Annotated in this window: 28 protein-coding genes; 23 read left to right on the top strand and 5 right to left on the bottom strand. The window is 44.4% G+C overall.

The window, feature by feature from the left end; genetic code table 11:
• Window positions 1-18: 18 nt before the first annotated feature.
• Window positions 19-180, bottom strand: a complete 162-nt coding sequence (locus tag WH96_RS21730; RefSeq protein ID WP_082130369.1) for a recombinase family protein — start codon at window positions 178-180, stop codon at window positions 19-21.
• 94 nt (window positions 181-274) lie between these two features.
• Here WH96_RS21730 and WH96_RS06650 point away from each other — a divergent pair, with 94 nt between their 5' ends.
• Window positions 275-640, top strand: a complete 366-nt coding sequence (locus tag WH96_RS06650) for a LysE family translocator (protein WP_053005746.1) — start codon at window positions 275-277, stop codon at window positions 638-640.
• A gap of 84 nt (window positions 641-724) precedes the next feature.
• Complete coding sequence (locus WH96_RS06645; RefSeq protein ID WP_047763404.1) at window positions 725-1,456, top strand: retropepsin-like aspartic protease family protein; 732 nt, start codon at window positions 725-727, stop codon at window positions 1,454-1,456.
• On the opposite strand, the gene WH96_RS21245 is transcribed toward WH96_RS06645, so the two are convergent.
• Window positions 1,391-1,966 carry a DUF2493 domain-containing protein gene (locus tag WH96_RS21245; protein ID WP_082130368.1) on the bottom strand — a complete coding sequence of 192 codons (576 nt, stop codon included), beginning with the start codon at window positions 1,964-1,966 and terminating at the stop codon, window positions 1,391-1,393. The two genes, WH96_RS06645 and WH96_RS21245, sit on opposite strands and share 66 nt — an antisense overlap.
• 122 nt (window positions 1,967-2,088) lie before the next feature.
• Here WH96_RS21245 and WH96_RS06635 point away from each other — a divergent pair, with 122 nt between their 5' ends.
• Window positions 2,089-2,454, top strand: coding sequence for a hypothetical protein (locus WH96_RS06635; RefSeq protein ID WP_156176730.1), 366 nt, complete (start codon window positions 2,089-2,091; stop codon window positions 2,452-2,454).
• 5 nt (window positions 2,455-2,459) lie between these two features.
• Here the strand turns inward: WH96_RS06635 and WH96_RS06630 are convergent, their stop codons facing one another.
• A complete protein-coding gene (locus WH96_RS06630) occupies window positions 2,460-2,855 on the bottom strand; it encodes a hypothetical protein (protein WP_047763402.1) in 396 nt (131 codons plus the stop codon).
• A gap of 477 nt (window positions 2,856-3,332) precedes the next feature.
• On the opposite strand from WH96_RS06630, the gene WH96_RS06625 reads away from it, so the two are divergent.
• Genes WH96_RS06625 through WH96_RS22650 form a run of 4 tightly spaced genes read left to right on the top strand, consistent with a single transcriptional unit; the run spans window position 3,333 to window position 4,559 of the window.
• On the top strand, window positions 3,333-3,758 hold the full coding sequence (locus tag WH96_RS06625) for a DUF736 family protein (protein ID WP_047763401.1): 426 nt from the start codon (window positions 3,333-3,335) through the stop codon (window positions 3,756-3,758).
• Between the two features lie 9 nt (window positions 3,759-3,767).
• The gene (locus WH96_RS06620) at window positions 3,768-4,109 is read left to right on the top strand and encodes a hypothetical protein (protein WP_047763400.1); all 342 of its coding nucleotides are present in this window, start codon (window positions 3,768-3,770) and stop codon (window positions 4,107-4,109) included.
• Window positions 4,109-4,444: a helix-turn-helix domain-containing protein gene (locus WH96_RS06615; protein WP_047763399.1), complete on the top strand. Its 336-nt coding sequence runs from the start codon at window positions 4,109-4,111 to the stop codon at window positions 4,442-4,444. Before WH96_RS06620 ends, WH96_RS06615 begins: the two co-directional genes overlap by 1 nt.
• Window positions 4,437-4,559, top strand: coding sequence for a hypothetical protein (locus tag WH96_RS22650; protein WP_281175840.1), 123 nt, complete (start codon window positions 4,437-4,439; stop codon window positions 4,557-4,559). Before WH96_RS06615 ends, WH96_RS22650 begins: the two co-directional genes overlap by 8 nt.
• Before the next feature lie 31 nt (window positions 4,560-4,590).
• Here WH96_RS22650 and WH96_RS06610 read toward each other — a convergent pair whose 3' ends face one another.
• Window positions 4,591-4,881 carry an HNH endonuclease family protein gene (locus WH96_RS06610; protein WP_047763398.1) on the bottom strand — a complete coding sequence of 97 codons (291 nt, stop codon included), beginning with the start codon at window positions 4,879-4,881 and terminating at the stop codon, window positions 4,591-4,593.
• A gap of 181 nt (window positions 4,882-5,062) precedes the next feature.
• Between WH96_RS06610 and WH96_RS06605 the strand changes: the two genes are divergently transcribed.
• From WH96_RS06605 to WH96_RS06545, 16 genes are all read left to right on the top strand, one after another.
• Window positions 5,063-6,310 (top strand): hypothetical protein, encoded by a 1,248-nt coding sequence (locus tag WH96_RS06605; protein ID WP_047763397.1) that lies wholly within the window; start codon window positions 5,063-5,065, stop codon window positions 6,308-6,310.
• 38 nt (window positions 6,311-6,348) lie between these two features.
• On the top strand, window positions 6,349-6,678 hold the full coding sequence (locus tag WH96_RS06600) for a hypothetical protein (protein WP_047763396.1): 330 nt from the start codon (window positions 6,349-6,351) through the stop codon (window positions 6,676-6,678).
• A complete protein-coding gene (locus WH96_RS06595; protein WP_162200126.1) occupies window positions 6,602-7,144 on the top strand; it encodes a hypothetical protein in 543 nt (180 codons plus the stop codon). Before WH96_RS06600 ends, WH96_RS06595 begins: the two co-directional genes overlap by 77 nt.
• Entirely contained in the window at window positions 7,137-7,799 is a 663-nt protein-coding gene (locus WH96_RS06590; RefSeq protein WP_047763394.1) for a helicase HerA domain-containing protein, read from the top strand. The genes WH96_RS06595 and WH96_RS06590 overlap by 8 nt, the downstream gene beginning before the upstream one ends.
• 218 nt (window positions 7,800-8,017) lie before the next feature.
• Entirely contained in the window at window positions 8,018-8,146 is a 129-nt protein-coding gene (locus WH96_RS22645; RefSeq protein ID WP_281175839.1) for a hypothetical protein, read from the top strand.
• Window positions 8,147-8,160: 14 nt separating this feature from the next.
• The gene (locus WH96_RS06585; protein WP_047763393.1) at window positions 8,161-8,970 is read left to right on the top strand and encodes a major capsid protein P2; all 810 of its coding nucleotides are present in this window, start codon (window positions 8,161-8,163) and stop codon (window positions 8,968-8,970) included.
• A 58-nt stretch (window positions 8,971-9,028) separates the two neighbouring features.
• Window positions 9,029-9,334, top strand: a complete 306-nt coding sequence (locus WH96_RS06580; protein WP_047763392.1) for a hypothetical protein — start codon at window positions 9,029-9,031, stop codon at window positions 9,332-9,334.
• Window positions 9,331-9,552: a hypothetical protein gene (locus WH96_RS06575; protein WP_047763391.1), complete on the top strand. Its 222-nt coding sequence runs from the start codon at window positions 9,331-9,333 to the stop codon at window positions 9,550-9,552. Before WH96_RS06580 ends, WH96_RS06575 begins: the two co-directional genes overlap by 4 nt.
• 3 nt (window positions 9,553-9,555) lie before the next feature.
• Window positions 9,556-9,924, top strand: coding sequence for a hypothetical protein (locus WH96_RS06570; RefSeq protein WP_047763390.1), 369 nt, complete (start codon window positions 9,556-9,558; stop codon window positions 9,922-9,924).
• The gene (locus WH96_RS06565; RefSeq protein ID WP_047763389.1) at window positions 9,924-10,589 is read left to right on the top strand and encodes a hypothetical protein; all 666 of its coding nucleotides are present in this window, start codon (window positions 9,924-9,926) and stop codon (window positions 10,587-10,589) included. Before WH96_RS06570 ends, WH96_RS06565 begins: the two co-directional genes overlap by 1 nt.
• Window positions 10,589-11,041 carry a cell wall hydrolase gene (locus WH96_RS06560; protein ID WP_156176729.1) on the top strand — a complete coding sequence of 151 codons (453 nt, stop codon included), beginning with the start codon at window positions 10,589-10,591 and terminating at the stop codon, window positions 11,039-11,041. Before WH96_RS06565 ends, WH96_RS06560 begins: the two co-directional genes overlap by 1 nt.
• 113 nt (window positions 11,042-11,154) lie before the next feature.
• A complete protein-coding gene (locus tag WH96_RS21940) occupies window positions 11,155-11,316 on the top strand; it encodes a hypothetical protein (protein WP_156176728.1) in 162 nt (53 codons plus the stop codon).
• A gap of 1 nt (window position 11,317) precedes the next feature.
• Window positions 11,318-11,440 carry a hypothetical protein gene (locus WH96_RS22640; protein ID WP_281175838.1) on the top strand — a complete coding sequence of 41 codons (123 nt, stop codon included), beginning with the start codon at window positions 11,318-11,320 and terminating at the stop codon, window positions 11,438-11,440.
• Window positions 11,433-11,840, top strand: a complete 408-nt coding sequence (locus tag WH96_RS06555) for a 3TM-type holin (RefSeq protein ID WP_047763388.1) — start codon at window positions 11,433-11,435, stop codon at window positions 11,838-11,840. The genes WH96_RS22640 and WH96_RS06555 overlap by 8 nt, the downstream gene beginning before the upstream one ends.
• Window positions 11,840-12,124, top strand: coding sequence for a hypothetical protein (locus tag WH96_RS06550; RefSeq protein WP_047763387.1), 285 nt, complete (start codon window positions 11,840-11,842; stop codon window positions 12,122-12,124). Before WH96_RS06555 ends, WH96_RS06550 begins: the two co-directional genes overlap by 1 nt.
• 84 nt (window positions 12,125-12,208) lie before the next feature.
• Window positions 12,209-13,015 carry a hypothetical protein gene (locus WH96_RS06545; protein ID WP_047763386.1) on the top strand — a complete coding sequence of 269 codons (807 nt, stop codon included), beginning with the start codon at window positions 12,209-12,211 and terminating at the stop codon, window positions 13,013-13,015.
• On the opposite strand, the gene WH96_RS06540 is transcribed toward WH96_RS06545, so the two are convergent.
• Window positions 13,012-13,437, bottom strand: a complete 426-nt coding sequence (locus WH96_RS06540) for a hypothetical protein (RefSeq protein WP_047763385.1) — start codon at window positions 13,435-13,437, stop codon at window positions 13,012-13,014. The two genes, WH96_RS06545 and WH96_RS06540, sit on opposite strands and share 4 nt — an antisense overlap.
• Window positions 13,438-13,718 lie beyond the last annotated feature (281 nt).

Below are 13,718 nucleotides of genomic sequence, written 5' to 3'. Positions count from 1 at the left end.
GATTGTTTCGATCCCGTTTTACAATTTCAGTAATAGTGTTCTTGCTGATGCCAAGATCCCGAGCACCCCAACGATTTCAAAGTCCCCTCGTTCAGCAAAACTGGTGAGTTCACCTATCTGGCGTTCACACGACTGATCAGAAGTTGAGACCCGTGCGTAAATGACTGCTTTCTGTCCCATTTGAACCCTCATGGATTTAGGCGGTGTAAGCCATTGATTTTACAGGCGTGAATATTGTCCACTTTAATCTAATGACTAACAAGGACAATTTGAAATGACGAGACGCCATGTTTTAACCGAACGGCAACGCGCAGAGGGAGTTTCACAACCTCATTCAGAACAAAGCCTTATGCGTTCCTTTAGTTATGCCTTTATGACGCAAATTAATAATCCCAAAGCAGCTCTTATTTACAGTGGCGTTTTTGCTGTCTTCATGCCTGCAGAAACCTCAATCTGGTTTCCTGCGCTTTTATTACCGGCATTGCTGTTTGTTGAGACTGGTTGGTATGTCTTGGTGGCTTGTGCTCTTTCGGTTAGAGCATCGCGTCAGATGTATCTTAAATCCAAAAGCTGGATTGACCGGATTGCTGGTGGTTTAATGGGGGTATTAGGGATAAAACTTCTAACATCAAACGCCTAAGGAAGTACTTTAAAGCTTTTACGAAAGTGCTTATGTGTGAAATGCTAAACTTTCTGCGAATATTTACACAGGATAAATCAAGACATGGTTGAGAGAAAACCGAACCCGTTTGAGAAAAGTTCGGATAATGGGCAAGGGAAGAAGCCTTCGGGTGGTGGTATCTCATCTTTTGGGATTTGCCTCATTCTCATTGTCTTGACAGGTCTGGGTGTATTTTTTCTTGTTGATCGCTTTCCGGGCTCTCTTTCAAGTGACGATGATCAGATAGATCTGGTGCGTAGTCTTGCGATTTTGCTCCTGATTATGTCCTCTATTCTCGGTGTTGGGCGATTGCAAAAATCTGATTTGCCGAAACATATACGTGATATTGGATTGTGGATCGTTATCTTTGTTGTTCTTTTTGTTGGTTATAGTTATCGCGATGTTTTTGAGAATGTCTGGGATCGGGTTTCGAACAATTTAATTCCGGGACAAGGTTATATAAATCAGGCTGGAGAACTCGAATTTAGCCGTGCCAGTGATGGGCATTTTTATATAGAAGCCTTTGTTGATAATAAACGAGTCAAATTTCTTGTTGATACCGGCGCAAGTTCAATTGTGTTAAGCCCTACGGATGCACTGCGTTTGGGATTTGATTTTGATACGTTGACGTTTAATCGAATGTTCGAGACGGCAAACGGTACGGGAAGAGGGGCCTCGGCTCAGGTTTATAGCATGACATTGGGAGAGGTTGACATGATCAATTTTATCCTAAGCAAACTTACTATGGTAATCTTCCCGTACTGGCTTAAGCACTGTAATAGTATCTTCTTCTAAAAAGCCTTGTTCAATAAGGCCATTGATGGCTTCTTGCGGAATAACAGGTGCATTAGGATCAACAGATTCCCATTCCCAATGGTTATGCTGAAAAACAAGGCGTCCTCTACCGGACCAATAATAATCCAGAATAGCTTTTTCAGCCTGTTCCATTTCCTGCCAGTCAAAGCCATATATCTGATGGTGAATTTTGATGCCAGCTCTGGCTGATTCTCTGAGCATACAGCTAGCACCCGGACTTTTACCATCCCACAAAAGGATGAGACCATCGGCGTAGTTTGCCATTTCCCGGTTTCTAAGCTCGCCAGCTTCTCGGCCATATTTAACCCAGTCGGCGCGAAGCACTTTCTTTGGGATATTATTCTTTTCAGCCCATTGTTCGCCCAACGTATCGACCCCGCGACAGCTACCAGAAACAACTTCTTCGATGGGCCACTCAACGCTCTCCACAAAGCTTTCAAGAGCATTATAATCATTAATCGTACGTGAACCCGCAATAATCACTTTCATAATGAAACCTTTGTTTTGTCACAGGACGGAGCATTATTAGTCTATCGATTATAAAACTTGTTATAAATGAGAAAATTGTCGGAGATAAAGAAACCTCAGGGCAGTTTGGTAGCAGAATGGGGATGATACGCAAAAAACGTAATTTATTTTATTGGCACTGTCGGTACGGATATGAATTCGATAATGCCGATTATCTTAAAAAAATATGCTGCGCCGACGCTCGATGGGTTGAAAGATTTATTACTAACAGCCGCGGTGACCTCGGTATCGTCTATTTCAGCGATTTTTATTCTGTCTATAAAGATACGAATGTGTTGGATAAATTTACGATCATAAATCCACCGGTGCTGGAAAAACCAATGTACATTGGTTTTTCCAAAAAAGCCGAGAAAGATAATATCAGCGTTTTTTTTGCAAACAAAATGGAAGAATACAAAGTTACAGAAGAATACGAGGCTTTGTATGAAAAGTATTTTGGTGTTGAGTGATTTTTCTAATATTTTCCATAATATACATTGTTCGCGACTTGGGTTTCCACTTTTTCCAAAATTTGGCTGGCTTCTGCGGTTTTTGGTTGGAAACCAAAAGTGGCAAGGCTGGAAACCCCAAGGATTGCCACACTCTGAACTGTGCTTTTGGCAATACGTTCATAGAGAACCCGTGCTTTGCCCGAGGCTCTCCATATATTGAGGTTCATTAATGCTTCTGTTGGGTCTTCATTCGCCATTTCTGCGAGTTCTACAATTGTCTCATCAGCAGGCCATGCTCGTTTTGTCCGCCAATGCCCAGTGGGATTGCCTTTAAATCCTAGCTCTCTAGATAATCCTGCATCTGACTTAATTCCTCTATTTTTTTTGGCTTCGTCAATGTAGAAATCTACTGTTTTCATGGCGGGTTCTCCTCTTTCTTATAGTTTATCTATAAATTACATGTTGACAAGATGAGTCTAGTTATGACCTTATAGCTTCACTATAAGCTATAAGAGGCTTATATGAGGTCACAATGTGACCATTTCTTGATCCCTCGCCGGGGACGGGGTGGCAACCGAATGTCACCCCAAGGCGAGGCAGTCACACGGGGGAATAGATGTTTTCGCAGGGTATCATTTTTGGTTTTGGTCTGGGCATCGGCACCGTTATCGGCATGGGTGCGACCTACGGCTTTCTAACTCTTATTCCCTCACTTTTATGAATTTTGGCTCTGGCTCTGCTGGGGAGCAACCGGAAGCCTTTAGAGGGGAAGGGGGCATTAATCTGCCCTCTCCCAACTCTCTTTAAGGGGTGAAACCCCTCTAAAATTAAAAACCCATTAATACCCGCCCCGGAGGGGTGGGGAGATAGGTTTAACGAACGGCGAAGGAAAGAATATGTCTCGCAAAATTGGAACTCTCGTACATATACCAGCCACAACAAAAGACAAAGAATGCTTTAGGGGCGATATTGATTTAAACGCTGTTGCCTCTGGGCCATTGTTTCTTGATCCAGCAATCAAGCGCTCTGATCGTTCCCCTGATTACCGCATCAATATTCATTACCGTGGCGAGTGGGAAGATTTCGGGGCTGCATGGTGGAAAGAAGATCAAGGCGGGGGAAAGTTCCTGTCTCTGGCAGTTGACCACCCTGATATGAATGGCAGCGTCAACGTGGCGGCTTTCTTCGTTGATATGGAAGATCAACCAGACCCAAAGAACCCGGACCATATGCGTATCGTCTGGGAACGCTACAACCCTAACAAGCGTCGTCGCGCCCCGTCTGCTGCTGATAGCTCAGGCGGTTTTGCTTACCCACGATAGGACTTTGTTATGGCTGTTCAGTGGCGGAATAATATCAATGCAAAGACATGGCTTGTAAGCTGGTCTGACGGTCTGCGGGAATATCTCGTTAAGACTGACTTTGATACCGCCGCTGATATGGGTAACGCCCTGCAATCAATGCAGGATGAAGAAATAACCCGGTCTAGCATTTATCCTTGGCCCAAAGGTGATGACAAATTCAAGGCTGTCTGTAATCAGCTAAAATCCACGACTGAACACTTTAAAAAGAGGCACAAGGTATTCCCTGACAAAACCAATGCAACGGATTGGGAAATGCTTTTTAGGTCGTGCGGTGTGCCTGTTTCTCTCGGAATGAAAAAAGTTCTCTAATGAAAGGTTTGAAAATGAATATTGGTGAGAAAATCCGGGCCAAGCGATTAGAGCAAAAGCTCTCACAAGCTGAACTCGGTGAAAAGTTTGGTGTTTCACGATCCTACATATCCAAGATGGAAGCCGGGAAGCGTGATCCATCGGATGAAGTGGAAGCATGGGCCACGAACGAACCTTTTCCTGATGAATTGCCGGAAGAAGCCGAACCCTACCAAGAGGGCTTTAAAGCTTGGCAGGAAAGCGTGAACTCTTCGCGTTGTCCGTATCGCCCCGGAGAAGATCGTGGCGAGTGGTTCAAAGGTTATTATGCAGCACAGGAAAAATATCATGCGTGATTGGTTTGATGGTGAGACTTGGGAATGGATCAAGTTCTTTGTTCTGGTCGGAAGTATTCCTACTGGCATTGGCTTCGTTGTTGGTGTTGGCACTGGTTGGGGAATATGGGGATAAATAAGCCTCATTTAGAGGCTTATTTATGTATCTATGAGCGGGGAAAAGAGCCGAATAAAGAAAGGCCTCGTAATCCAACTTTATCACTCTTTGCAATATTATTTTTCCATTGCAAGGGTTGGTAATTTGCTACGACATCAGGGCCACCTTTGCTATCCGGATATATGTGATCAATATGCCAACCATAATCAGATTGCATACCATATGAGTGTCTGTGAATTAGGCTTCCGAACTTATCTTTTCGCCAGATATCTTGATCGCGTCCAAGTATTGGAGTGGCCTTTTGCCAAACCAATTGGATTGTTAACATAGAGTGCGACATTTAGTGCTCCTATAGAATCTAAAATACAACATGTGGTGCTTTGTATGTAGTATTGTACATGAACAAAGTAAGAACAGGGAGTCATTATTTCAAAACGATACTTTTTCTTTCAAATTGGCTCCTTGGGGGTCGCTTGTAGCACCCCCCCACAGAATTACATAAAACAGAAAACGGTGTGATTATGGAAGTGATATACAGAGGATTTGACGGGCTGGATGTTTCCTTTCAGGGTGCTTTACCGGGGCGTGTCGTAGATGCTCTTGAAGCAGCTAAAGAACTCGCCAAAGAGGTAGAGGCCCCACAGCCCGTTCGCGTCGGTCCCGGCGGCATAGAGCTACTTATTGATATAACAGGCAATCGCAACGGCTATGCTTATCGCTGTTCTACCGGGCCAGATGGTGAGACATGGTTTTTCAAGAAGTCGAACAATCCAACGGAATACAACATTCGCGTGTCGTGTGGCTCTGCTGGTCTTGCCTGTCGCGGTTATGAAGGCACCAAGCAGCGACTGTATGATATTCTTGAAGGCTTGGGCGCAACGGTTCTCTCTGAGAGTATTGGGCGTGTGGATTTCTGCGTTGATTTTTTCGCGCCTGACTTTGCTTTAAGGTCCAATGATTTTGTTTGTCATAGCTCCACTGTGCGCGGTTCTTATGAGGAAAATGACGTGTCTACGAGCCATAAGGGAAGGCGGACAACCTCTGTCACTGTGGGTAAAATGCCGAACCGCCAAATCATCATTTACGATAAACGGGCTGAGGTTATTTCAAAGCGTAAAGAACACTGGTGGAAGATTTGGGATTTAGAAAAGGACAATCCGAATAACAAGGTCTGGCGGGTAGAGGTTCGGGCTGGAAAGCGGCACTTAAAAGAAAAGTGGAACATTACGAGTTGGCAGGATTTGGAAGCGTCCATATGTGACCTGTTCAAAAAGGCTATGAGCGATATTCGTTATCTCAATCCTGACCAGACCGATACAAACGCAACCCGTATGGACGTAGACCCCATATGGGAAATGACAACAGAAGAAATAGCAAACTGTTTACGTATGTATGAAAGCGGTGTTGAACCCTCTGATATTAGAGAGGTCGAATTAAACAAAGCCGTACATACATATGAAACCCTCATAAAAGGCTGTGCGGCTGGTCTGGCTGCTGTGCTGGATTATGACGGGTCAAATCTCTCTATGATCGTGCCGCGTCTTGAGCGTGTTCTACGGTCTGATATTCGGGAAAATAGAGAGGGGTTTGAAAAGAAGGTATCCAAGGCGAGGGATCGTTTCATATTCATTAGGGGTAATGATGAACGGTCTAATAGAAGCTCTGGACGTGTGGGAAGCGCGTTTAGAGAAAGCGCCACTGATGCAGAAAGCAGATGTGGCTATGCAACTGGTCAAGTGCCAGAACTCAATCATACGGGGGCTTATTAACGAGGTCTCTAGTCTCAAGTCACAAATAGGGGGTGCCAATGGGTAAAAAGACACCTCACGAACTAGCTGGGACAGTTGTCGGGCATAAGGAATGCAATGACGACTTTTGCACTTACAAAGTTCAAGTAAGGGTGAATGCGGGTGGCGTTTGTTATACGCGCTGTGACGGTTCTGCTGATGGCGGAAGCTGTACCGCAAGTCAAAATATGAGCAAGCCAACGTCTCGTAAATTTATACAGGCGTATTTGGATGCCCAGAAGCCAGAACAATCATGTGACAAGGTAGAAGATAATGAGCAACCAGTTCCAGCCTCTGGGGATGCAGAGCGACCAGAATACGGAGACTACCGAGACTATCTCGGAAGCTGATTTCATGACTTTCGGCGATACTGTCGAAACTGAAAATGAAGTTGTAGAAGCTAAAGAAAGCAACCCGGATGCTGGCTTTCTTACAGAAGATGAATTTTATGACGCTTTGCATGGTGGTCTGGAATTTGCCGGGTGGTACACGAAACTTGAAACTTTGCCTATTCAGGATTTTGAAGCAGAAAAGGCCCGAAAAGCCACTGATGCGCTTTATAAACTCTGTTTAAAAGTCAAGTGGTTACAGTTTCTTATTCATCCGGGAAATGAGTATGCACAGGCTGCAATTGCTATTGGCAGTTTTACCATTCCTAAGGCAATGATGGTCATAGCTGAAATCAAGGCAAAAAATGCCAAGCCTGTAAAACAATCAAGCCAGAAAACGGAACAGCCAGTGCAACAATCGGCACAGTCTGGCGGTGATGATCCATATGACTTTGGCCCGAATGACGGGAGTGCTGCCAATGGGTAAGGGTGCTGAACGTATTGGGGTTTATGGTGGTTCCGGTTCGGGTAAATCTACCCGTACGAAAAAACTTATCAAGGACCGCAAGCGGGTGTTGATTTTTGACCCTACAGGGGAATACCAACACGAACCGGGGTTTATTCAGGTCGGGCGTTCTCCAAATGAAGTAGACCTACAAAGGGCCATTGCCGCTAATCGTAGAGGGTTTCGTATAGCGTATCAGTGTAGTGCGCAAAATCGCCCTATGCAGCTTCATAGGTTATGCCTGATCTTAATGGACATTCAGAAAAAGGTATTTGAAAAGGTTAGTTATACGGCTGCTGATATGGTCACGCTGGTTGTAGAGGAAATGAACGCCGGGCTTCCTAATCATAATCTCCCGTCTGAAATTTACGGTATGTTTGAGGTTTGTGCGCGTGGTCGCCACTACGGCATTGAGGTCATTGGCGTGGCCCAAAGATTGGCGGGTATTCATGCTGATTTCCGAGGCAATACAACAGAAGTCTACATACTAAGGCCGGGTGATGACGTGAATGACCGGGCTAAGACTGTGGGGCTATTGGGTACTCAATACAAAGATAAGATTGATGAGCTTCAACCGCTGGAATACTTCCACAAAAAGAACGGCGTCGTTACCCGAGGAAAGGACAAATTCGGGTAATTCCGTACGTATATACGGGTGAAATTAAGCGTTGATTTTCTCAATAAATCCTGAATTTTGAATAGGGTACGAGAGTAAGTTAACTCAATTTTTAAACGGGGGCAGGTTATGCCAAAAATCAACTGGGGTACAGCCGTAACATATGCATTAGGTGCTGTGTTTGCTGCTGTGGCGATTAAAGCGCTACAGAAAAACTCCGCAACATCGGAGTACATTTAATGCCTAGTAAGGGTGACATTAAAATGTTGGCAATCGTCGTTGCTGGTGTCTTCGCAGCCGGGTGGCTGATGAATTCCATGCGTGATAACGATCAGGTCAATAAAGCTATCAACGGCTTTGACGCATAAGGGAACCAGCTATCATGGCAAGAATGATGAAAAAAGTAGGCTCCTTTGGTCAAGTTGCAGCGGGTGCAACGGCTATTGCGGAACTGCCTGTCGGCCTGACGTATCATTCCTTATTCATCCGATACAAACGGAATGGTGCGGATGCGACAAAGGCACAAATTGCGGCTGAAATTGAAGAAATTCGCTTGGTAATTGACGCCGATGAAAAGGTAAAATTGTCCGGTGCAGAACTTCATGTCGTAAACGACTATTACGGTTATGGATTTGAAGACGGGGTAATTCAAATTGTCTTCTCACGTCCGAACATGCGGCAGCAAGAAGGCGAGGACGCTCTGGCATGGGGTACGGCTGATGTTCAGGTCTTTAATGTAGAAATTGATATTGCGGCGGGTGTAACAAATCCAAGTCTGCAAATTCATGCTTTACAGGGTCCTGCGCAAAAGATGGGTGTGCATTGTACTATTCGTCGTTTTGACGGATATGACGCGCAATCTGCTGGACCTTACGAGATTTCTAATATTCCTCGTGGTGACTATGCTTTGCTCGGTCTGCATATGACCACAGCAAACACAAAAACCGTTGAAATTGAGCGTGATGGAAAGATCATTTCTCAGGTCGATCAACAAGTTATTAAGGCTCACTACGGTCACACTGGGCGTACTATTCAGGCTGGTATGACACACGTAGATTTTTCACCGACGAACCGTCTAAGTGACCGAATGAGCCTGAAAGCTCAAGACTTTCGGTTGCGTTTGGATATGTCAGCACCAGCAAATTTCCGCATTATTGCTGAACGCCTAGAGGGCCACGTTCCGGGGCAATAATCCAACAATCTGAATTGTGAGGGCAGGGCGTTCGCGCCTTGCTGCACAAGGGGGAATAATGACAATTTTTGATGATTTCTTTGGGTTGTTGAATAAGGGCGTTGAAACTGTCGGCGGTGTTTTTGATCAAGCTGCAAATACGGCGGGATCAGTCTTTGACCGTTATCTTGATGCCAAAGAACGTCAAAGCCGTTTACGTGAACGATTGAACCCCAGAACGGTATCAACACCGACACCTGATTTTACACCAGTCACAAATACCAACCTTCCAACCGCAAAACCTATAGACGCCAAAACACTGGCAATGATGGGCGGTATCGGTCTGCTTGGCTTTGTGATTTTGAGTAAGGGTAATGCTAAATGAGTGCGGCACCTGTAGGCGGTTTGTTTTCTACGCTGTTCGGCGGGTCTTTAACCGGGTCCGCTCCGGCTGTGTCTTCTGCTGCATCGGACGGTTACAGCGCAATTTCTGCGCCCTTTATCGTCGGTGGGCAGGATAAGGGCATTGCCGGAACAATCGAAAAGGCGTTGCCGCTTGTTATCGTTGGTGGTCTGGCTCTGATGCTGGTGAGAAAGGCTTAGAATATGGGTCTGTTTTCCAGTTCAAAAAGTAAATCATCGACGGTTATCAATACCACTGATAGCCGGGTTGCTGCCACAGATGAAGCCATTGCAAACGGTGCCAATTCAACCAATGCCTTTGGAGGCTTGGCTGTCTCTGGCTCTGGTCACAATGTGAATATCACTGATGGCGGGGCTTTTGAGCTTATCGACAAGGCTTATGAAGCTTCATTAGATGCATTTGGCAAAGAAGCAGCCAGAACGGAGGCGGTATTTGATAAGGCTCTGGGGGCTGTAGAGCGGTCATTCAATGCTGAAGCGTCATTGGCTGACAAGGTTGTTAAATATGTGCTGCCTTTGGGTGTGGCATGGCTGATTTTTAAGAGGTCATAATGAGTAAAAGACGGTATGCAGTCCATAAGGTTACGATTGGTGCGAACCAGTCCGAAAAGGTCACAATCCGGGGCAATGTGGTTGCTTGTATTGAGGCACCTACGGCCTTTTTGCTTGGCTTTGAAGATGATACGCCAAGCCTGTTCTATCAGGGCTTTTCGGTCAAAGCTGATGAGGGCGAAACCTTTGATTATATCCGGGTAGAGAATGAGGCAAACGCGCCAATTGAAATCACTCTGGCTGTAGGCTTCGGTGATATCCGCGATAGCAGGTTAAGTCTTACAGGGGTTTTACAGGCGAATGTCATAAATTTTCCGGTTGTAGCTGAAAAGGATAAGCCGGGTATTGTGCCATTGGGTGAGCATTCCGCGAGTTTTACGGCGGCTGGTGGAAACTTCTTTCACAATCTCATAAATCCGTCTGTCAATGTGAACGGAATTATCATTCGGCAATTAAGCATGATTGCCTATGGGAACTGGTCGGTGCTTGCTTTCGATACTGTGTCGCCTGCAACGGCTTACGCAAATGCATCAAAGTTTCGTAGGGTCGTCGCTATTGGTGACAGTGCTGAATATCATAATATGTATTTAGAAGCCGGGTTAGGTGTATGGGCCAAACAGTTAACTAACCAACTATATGCATCAATAAATTACGACATTTTGTAATGGAAACGCTAGCCGTACTGGCTGCTATCGGCCTGATCTATTGGGGAAGAAAGATGAATAGTTCTGACGTTGATACGGTTGCTCGGACACTCTGGGGCGAAGCCCGTTCAGAGGGGGCAGAGGGTATGCAAGCGGTCGCAAATGTCATTATGAACCGGGTGAGGGACCGTCGTTGGCCTTCTACTCCTGCGGCTGTGGCAACACAGAAATGGCAATTCAGTGCGTGGAACCATAACGATCCTAACCGGGCCAAGTTATTGGCAGTAACGGATAGTGATCCAGCCTTTGCGCTGGCTCTACGAATTGCTGATCAAGCCGTGTCTGGATCTCTTGCAGATATCACCAACGGCGCAACCCATTACCATACACGGGCAATCTCGGTCTATTGGACCAAGAACGCCACATTAAGCGCGGCTCTTGGGTCGCATTTGTTTTATACCAACGTAGCTTAGGAGGTAACTATGGCACGTAAAAAAGCAAAGACCGGAACCAAGTCAAACGGGCGTCTGAAAAAGGGCTACCGCTATGCAAAGGGTGGTCGTGTCGTAAAGGCAAAGCGTAAATAATGCATTGGCTAATTATGGCACTTGGGGGCGGTGTCCTGCTTGGGGGTATCGGGGTAAAGCAAGCCGGGGACGGGGTTAATAATGCTGGCAACGGGGCCTTGAAAATCGCTCTCGGTGCCGGCGCTTTATACTTCGGCTATCAGCAAATGAAAAAGGGCTGATATGGAAGACAGGCTGTTAAAATTGTTGTCTGCTGGTGGTGATGTCGGTGTCTACGTTCTGCTTTTTGTTGCGTGGAACTTTGACAAGCGGGTCACGCATTTAGAGTATTTGATCAATGCTTGATAAGCTCTTAGGTGGTGAGGTCGTCAGTGCAGTAAAGGCCGTTGGCAATATTGTCGATGACCTCTGGACCACAGAAGAAGAAGCAATGACATTAGAGCTTGCCAAGCAACGGCTGGCCCAGAAAGCAGATTTGATACAAGCTGAAATAAACAAGGTCGAGGCGTCGCACAGGTCTATTTTTGTGGCTGGTGGTCGGCCCTTTATTATCTGGGTCTGTGGCGCTGCAATGGCCTATAACTATATCCTGCGTGATCTCATGGCTTGGGTGATTACGAACACCGGGGAAGCTGTTTCTATCCCGCCGGGTATTGATATGGACCAAATGAGCGCCGTTCTTATGGGGCTGCTTGGTTTGGGTGGCTTGCGGACTGTTGAAAAGCTAAAGGGAAGGGCGAAATAATGGGCTTGTGGCGTAATCTTGATGAGCTTGGGCGATCTAACTATTACGATGAACAGATAGCCATTCTCCGTGCGCGTTATCCCGGAGTGAACTTCCCAAATGATCCAGATTTTTACAGCGAATACCCGCCTGTTTTCTCTGTACCGGGTATCGGTATTGTTAATTTGGATGGAACAGTTAAAGACGTTCTAACGGTCGATATTACAGAGGGTAATCTGGTCGAAAAGCCTATGGATTGGTTGCCTTGGATTTTGGGTGCTATGGCTGTTTTGGCGATTAGTTAAATTAAAGAAATCATAATAGAGTTACGAATAAAAAGGTAGTATATATCTCATATATTAGATGTTTATCATTGTGAGATTAATTTAATGAATTCATTTCAAAAATGGGTACTAAGAAGGTTACTTAAAGAAAATTGTCCTGTAAGTTTTCCTAGATCAGGCCCCGGTGCGAAAGCAATCAACTGTTTTGCTATTTATTTATACGATGGCAATATTCCTTTAATGTGCGTAGACACGATTACCGAATATGGTCTAGAAGGAAAATATTGGAATGTTGATAGATTTCAATATGAAGCAACTATACCTTTTAATGCTATTAATTTATTAACCTTTCAAATTCTTCATTTCAAAGGTGTTTATCAAACCAGATATGAAAATTTTCAAGATTATGTCCTAACAGGAATATCACAAATTTATAGGTTGAATATTCTTAAAGATAAGCTTTTAAATTTCATTGTTAACAAAAGAACATATATTCTTCCTACACGCTCAAAAATTCTAGAGATATTAGTTGAAAGAGCTATAACTGGAAATAATTCTCCTTTTAGCAACAATGAAATATTATGTTACATCTTTAATGAGCAAATTTATCGATCTAACCAATATGGGAAATTATCAGAGCTACTTAGTCTCTACATTTCATCTTTGTGTGAGTCTGAAGATTTAGCAAGAGTTGACGCAATAAGACACAAGATAACTGGTAGAGCTCTTGCTACTGTTGATAAGGATAAACAAAAAGAGAAAATGCATAATGATTCAATGAATTTGAACAATATGATGGTTATATTCACATTTATATTAGCTATTACATCAATACCTTATGATTTGATATGGAAAGTGATTGAAGGACAAAAGTGGATTGATTTGCTCTTGTTTGTAATGGAAAGGGGCTAAACCCCTTTAAGTATTTTTAATACCGTAGTGTGAGAAATCCCAAAATGACGACCGATGGTTCTGGAAGAATGGCCTTGTCTGCTAAGGCTGATAATCTTCTTGTTTCTGGCGATCAGGTCTTTTTGGGCCTGTTTCTTCTGTAGTCGCTCAAAATTGGCTTTCACGACTTCGATAGGAAGCCGGAAAGCCATTGCTGCACTGAATACAGAGCTACGATCTGTGGAGCCTGTTTTTGATTGAGCATGTGCAAGTTTTGATGCTCGTTTGATCCTCATTTGTTTGCGAAGTCCAGCCGTTCTATCTGCGTCAATTGTTTCTGCATGACGTCTCAAGACCTTGGCGTGTGCTTCCATATGATCGGCAAGTGAAAGGCATGACACCGGGTCGAGAGAAAAGAAAGACTGTCTGAAATAGTTATCCATATTGTTGCTCTACCTGAACTTTAAGATGCGAGAGCGAATCCTTTTGCCATGACAGGTGGAAATAATCGGTTAAAGCGATCAGAAATAATATTCCAAGCTTTCTGGAAACCTTTCTTAAATAATTTTCCATAATATACATTATGCGAATTAGTGATTTATAAAACTGTTACTCTGTTTATGTCCTTTAGTTATGAGTAGTTTTCTTGCTTTCGAATTTAAATTATCACTACCCAATTGAATTGTGTTCATGCTACGTTCCTTTTGTGGAGTGTTTTGAAGAA

It is taken from the genome of Kiloniella spongiae (genome assembly GCF_001026905.1).
Lineage (GTDB): Bacteria > Pseudomonadota > Alphaproteobacteria > Kiloniellales > Kiloniellaceae > Kiloniella > Kiloniella spongiae.
This window is presented reverse-complemented; position numbering and strand designations above follow the sequence as displayed.

Coding starts and splice junctions, on each gene's coding strand:
- WH96_RS21730 (WP_082130369.1), bottom strand. CDS start 180: ATGGGACAGAAAGCAGTCATTTACGCACGGGTCTCAACTTCTGATCAG.
- WH96_RS06650 (WP_053005746.1), top strand. CDS start 275: ATGACGAGACGCCATGTTTTAACCGAACGGCAACGCGCAGAGGGAGTT.
- WH96_RS06645 (WP_047763404.1), top strand. CDS start 725: ATGGTTGAGAGAAAACCGAACCCGTTTGAGAAAAGTTCGGATAATGGG.
- WH96_RS21245 (WP_082130368.1), bottom strand. CDS start 1,966: ATGAAAGTGATTATTGCGGGTTCACGTACGATTAATGATTATAATGCT.
- WH96_RS06635 (WP_156176730.1), top strand. CDS start 2,089: ATGATACGCAAAAAACGTAATTTATTTTATTGGCACTGTCGGTACGGA.
- WH96_RS06630 (WP_047763402.1), bottom strand. CDS start 2,855: ATGAAAACAGTAGATTTCTACATTGACGAAGCCAAAAAAAATAGAGGA.
- WH96_RS06625 (WP_047763401.1), top strand. CDS start 3,333: ATGTCTCGCAAAATTGGAACTCTCGTACATATACCAGCCACAACAAAA.
- WH96_RS06620 (WP_047763400.1), top strand. CDS start 3,768: ATGGCTGTTCAGTGGCGGAATAATATCAATGCAAAGACATGGCTTGTA.
- WH96_RS06615 (WP_047763399.1), top strand. CDS start 4,109: ATGAAAGGTTTGAAAATGAATATTGGTGAGAAAATCCGGGCCAAGCGA.
- WH96_RS22650 (WP_281175840.1), top strand. CDS start 4,437: ATGCGTGATTGGTTTGATGGTGAGACTTGGGAATGGATCAAGTTCTTT.
- WH96_RS06610 (WP_047763398.1), bottom strand. CDS start 4,881: ATGTCGCACTCTATGTTAACAATCCAATTGGTTTGGCAAAAGGCCACT.
- WH96_RS06605 (WP_047763397.1), top strand. CDS start 5,063: ATGGAAGTGATATACAGAGGATTTGACGGGCTGGATGTTTCCTTTCAG.
- WH96_RS06600 (WP_047763396.1), top strand. CDS start 6,349: ATGGGTAAAAAGACACCTCACGAACTAGCTGGGACAGTTGTCGGGCAT.
- WH96_RS06595 (WP_162200126.1), top strand. CDS start 6,602: ATGAGCAACCAGTTCCAGCCTCTGGGGATGCAGAGCGACCAGAATACG.
- WH96_RS06590 (WP_047763394.1), top strand. CDS start 7,137: ATGGGTAAGGGTGCTGAACGTATTGGGGTTTATGGTGGTTCCGGTTCG.
- WH96_RS22645 (WP_281175839.1), top strand. CDS start 8,018: ATGCCTAGTAAGGGTGACATTAAAATGTTGGCAATCGTCGTTGCTGGT.
- WH96_RS06585 (WP_047763393.1), top strand. CDS start 8,161: ATGGCAAGAATGATGAAAAAAGTAGGCTCCTTTGGTCAAGTTGCAGCG.
- WH96_RS06580 (WP_047763392.1), top strand. CDS start 9,029: ATGACAATTTTTGATGATTTCTTTGGGTTGTTGAATAAGGGCGTTGAA.
- WH96_RS06575 (WP_047763391.1), top strand. CDS start 9,331: ATGAGTGCGGCACCTGTAGGCGGTTTGTTTTCTACGCTGTTCGGCGGG.
- WH96_RS06570 (WP_047763390.1), top strand. CDS start 9,556: ATGGGTCTGTTTTCCAGTTCAAAAAGTAAATCATCGACGGTTATCAAT.
- WH96_RS06565 (WP_047763389.1), top strand. CDS start 9,924: ATGAGTAAAAGACGGTATGCAGTCCATAAGGTTACGATTGGTGCGAAC.
- WH96_RS06560 (WP_156176729.1), top strand. CDS start 10,589: ATGGAAACGCTAGCCGTACTGGCTGCTATCGGCCTGATCTATTGGGGA.
- WH96_RS21940 (WP_156176728.1), top strand. CDS start 11,155: ATGCATTGGCTAATTATGGCACTTGGGGGCGGTGTCCTGCTTGGGGGT.
- WH96_RS22640 (WP_281175838.1), top strand. CDS start 11,318: ATGGAAGACAGGCTGTTAAAATTGTTGTCTGCTGGTGGTGATGTCGGT.
- WH96_RS06555 (WP_047763388.1), top strand. CDS start 11,433: ATGCTTGATAAGCTCTTAGGTGGTGAGGTCGTCAGTGCAGTAAAGGCC.
- WH96_RS06550 (WP_047763387.1), top strand. CDS start 11,840: ATGGGCTTGTGGCGTAATCTTGATGAGCTTGGGCGATCTAACTATTAC.
- WH96_RS06545 (WP_047763386.1), top strand. CDS start 12,209: ATGAATTCATTTCAAAAATGGGTACTAAGAAGGTTACTTAAAGAAAAT.
- WH96_RS06540 (WP_047763385.1), bottom strand. CDS start 13,437: ATGGATAACTATTTCAGACAGTCTTTCTTTTCTCTCGACCCGGTGTCA.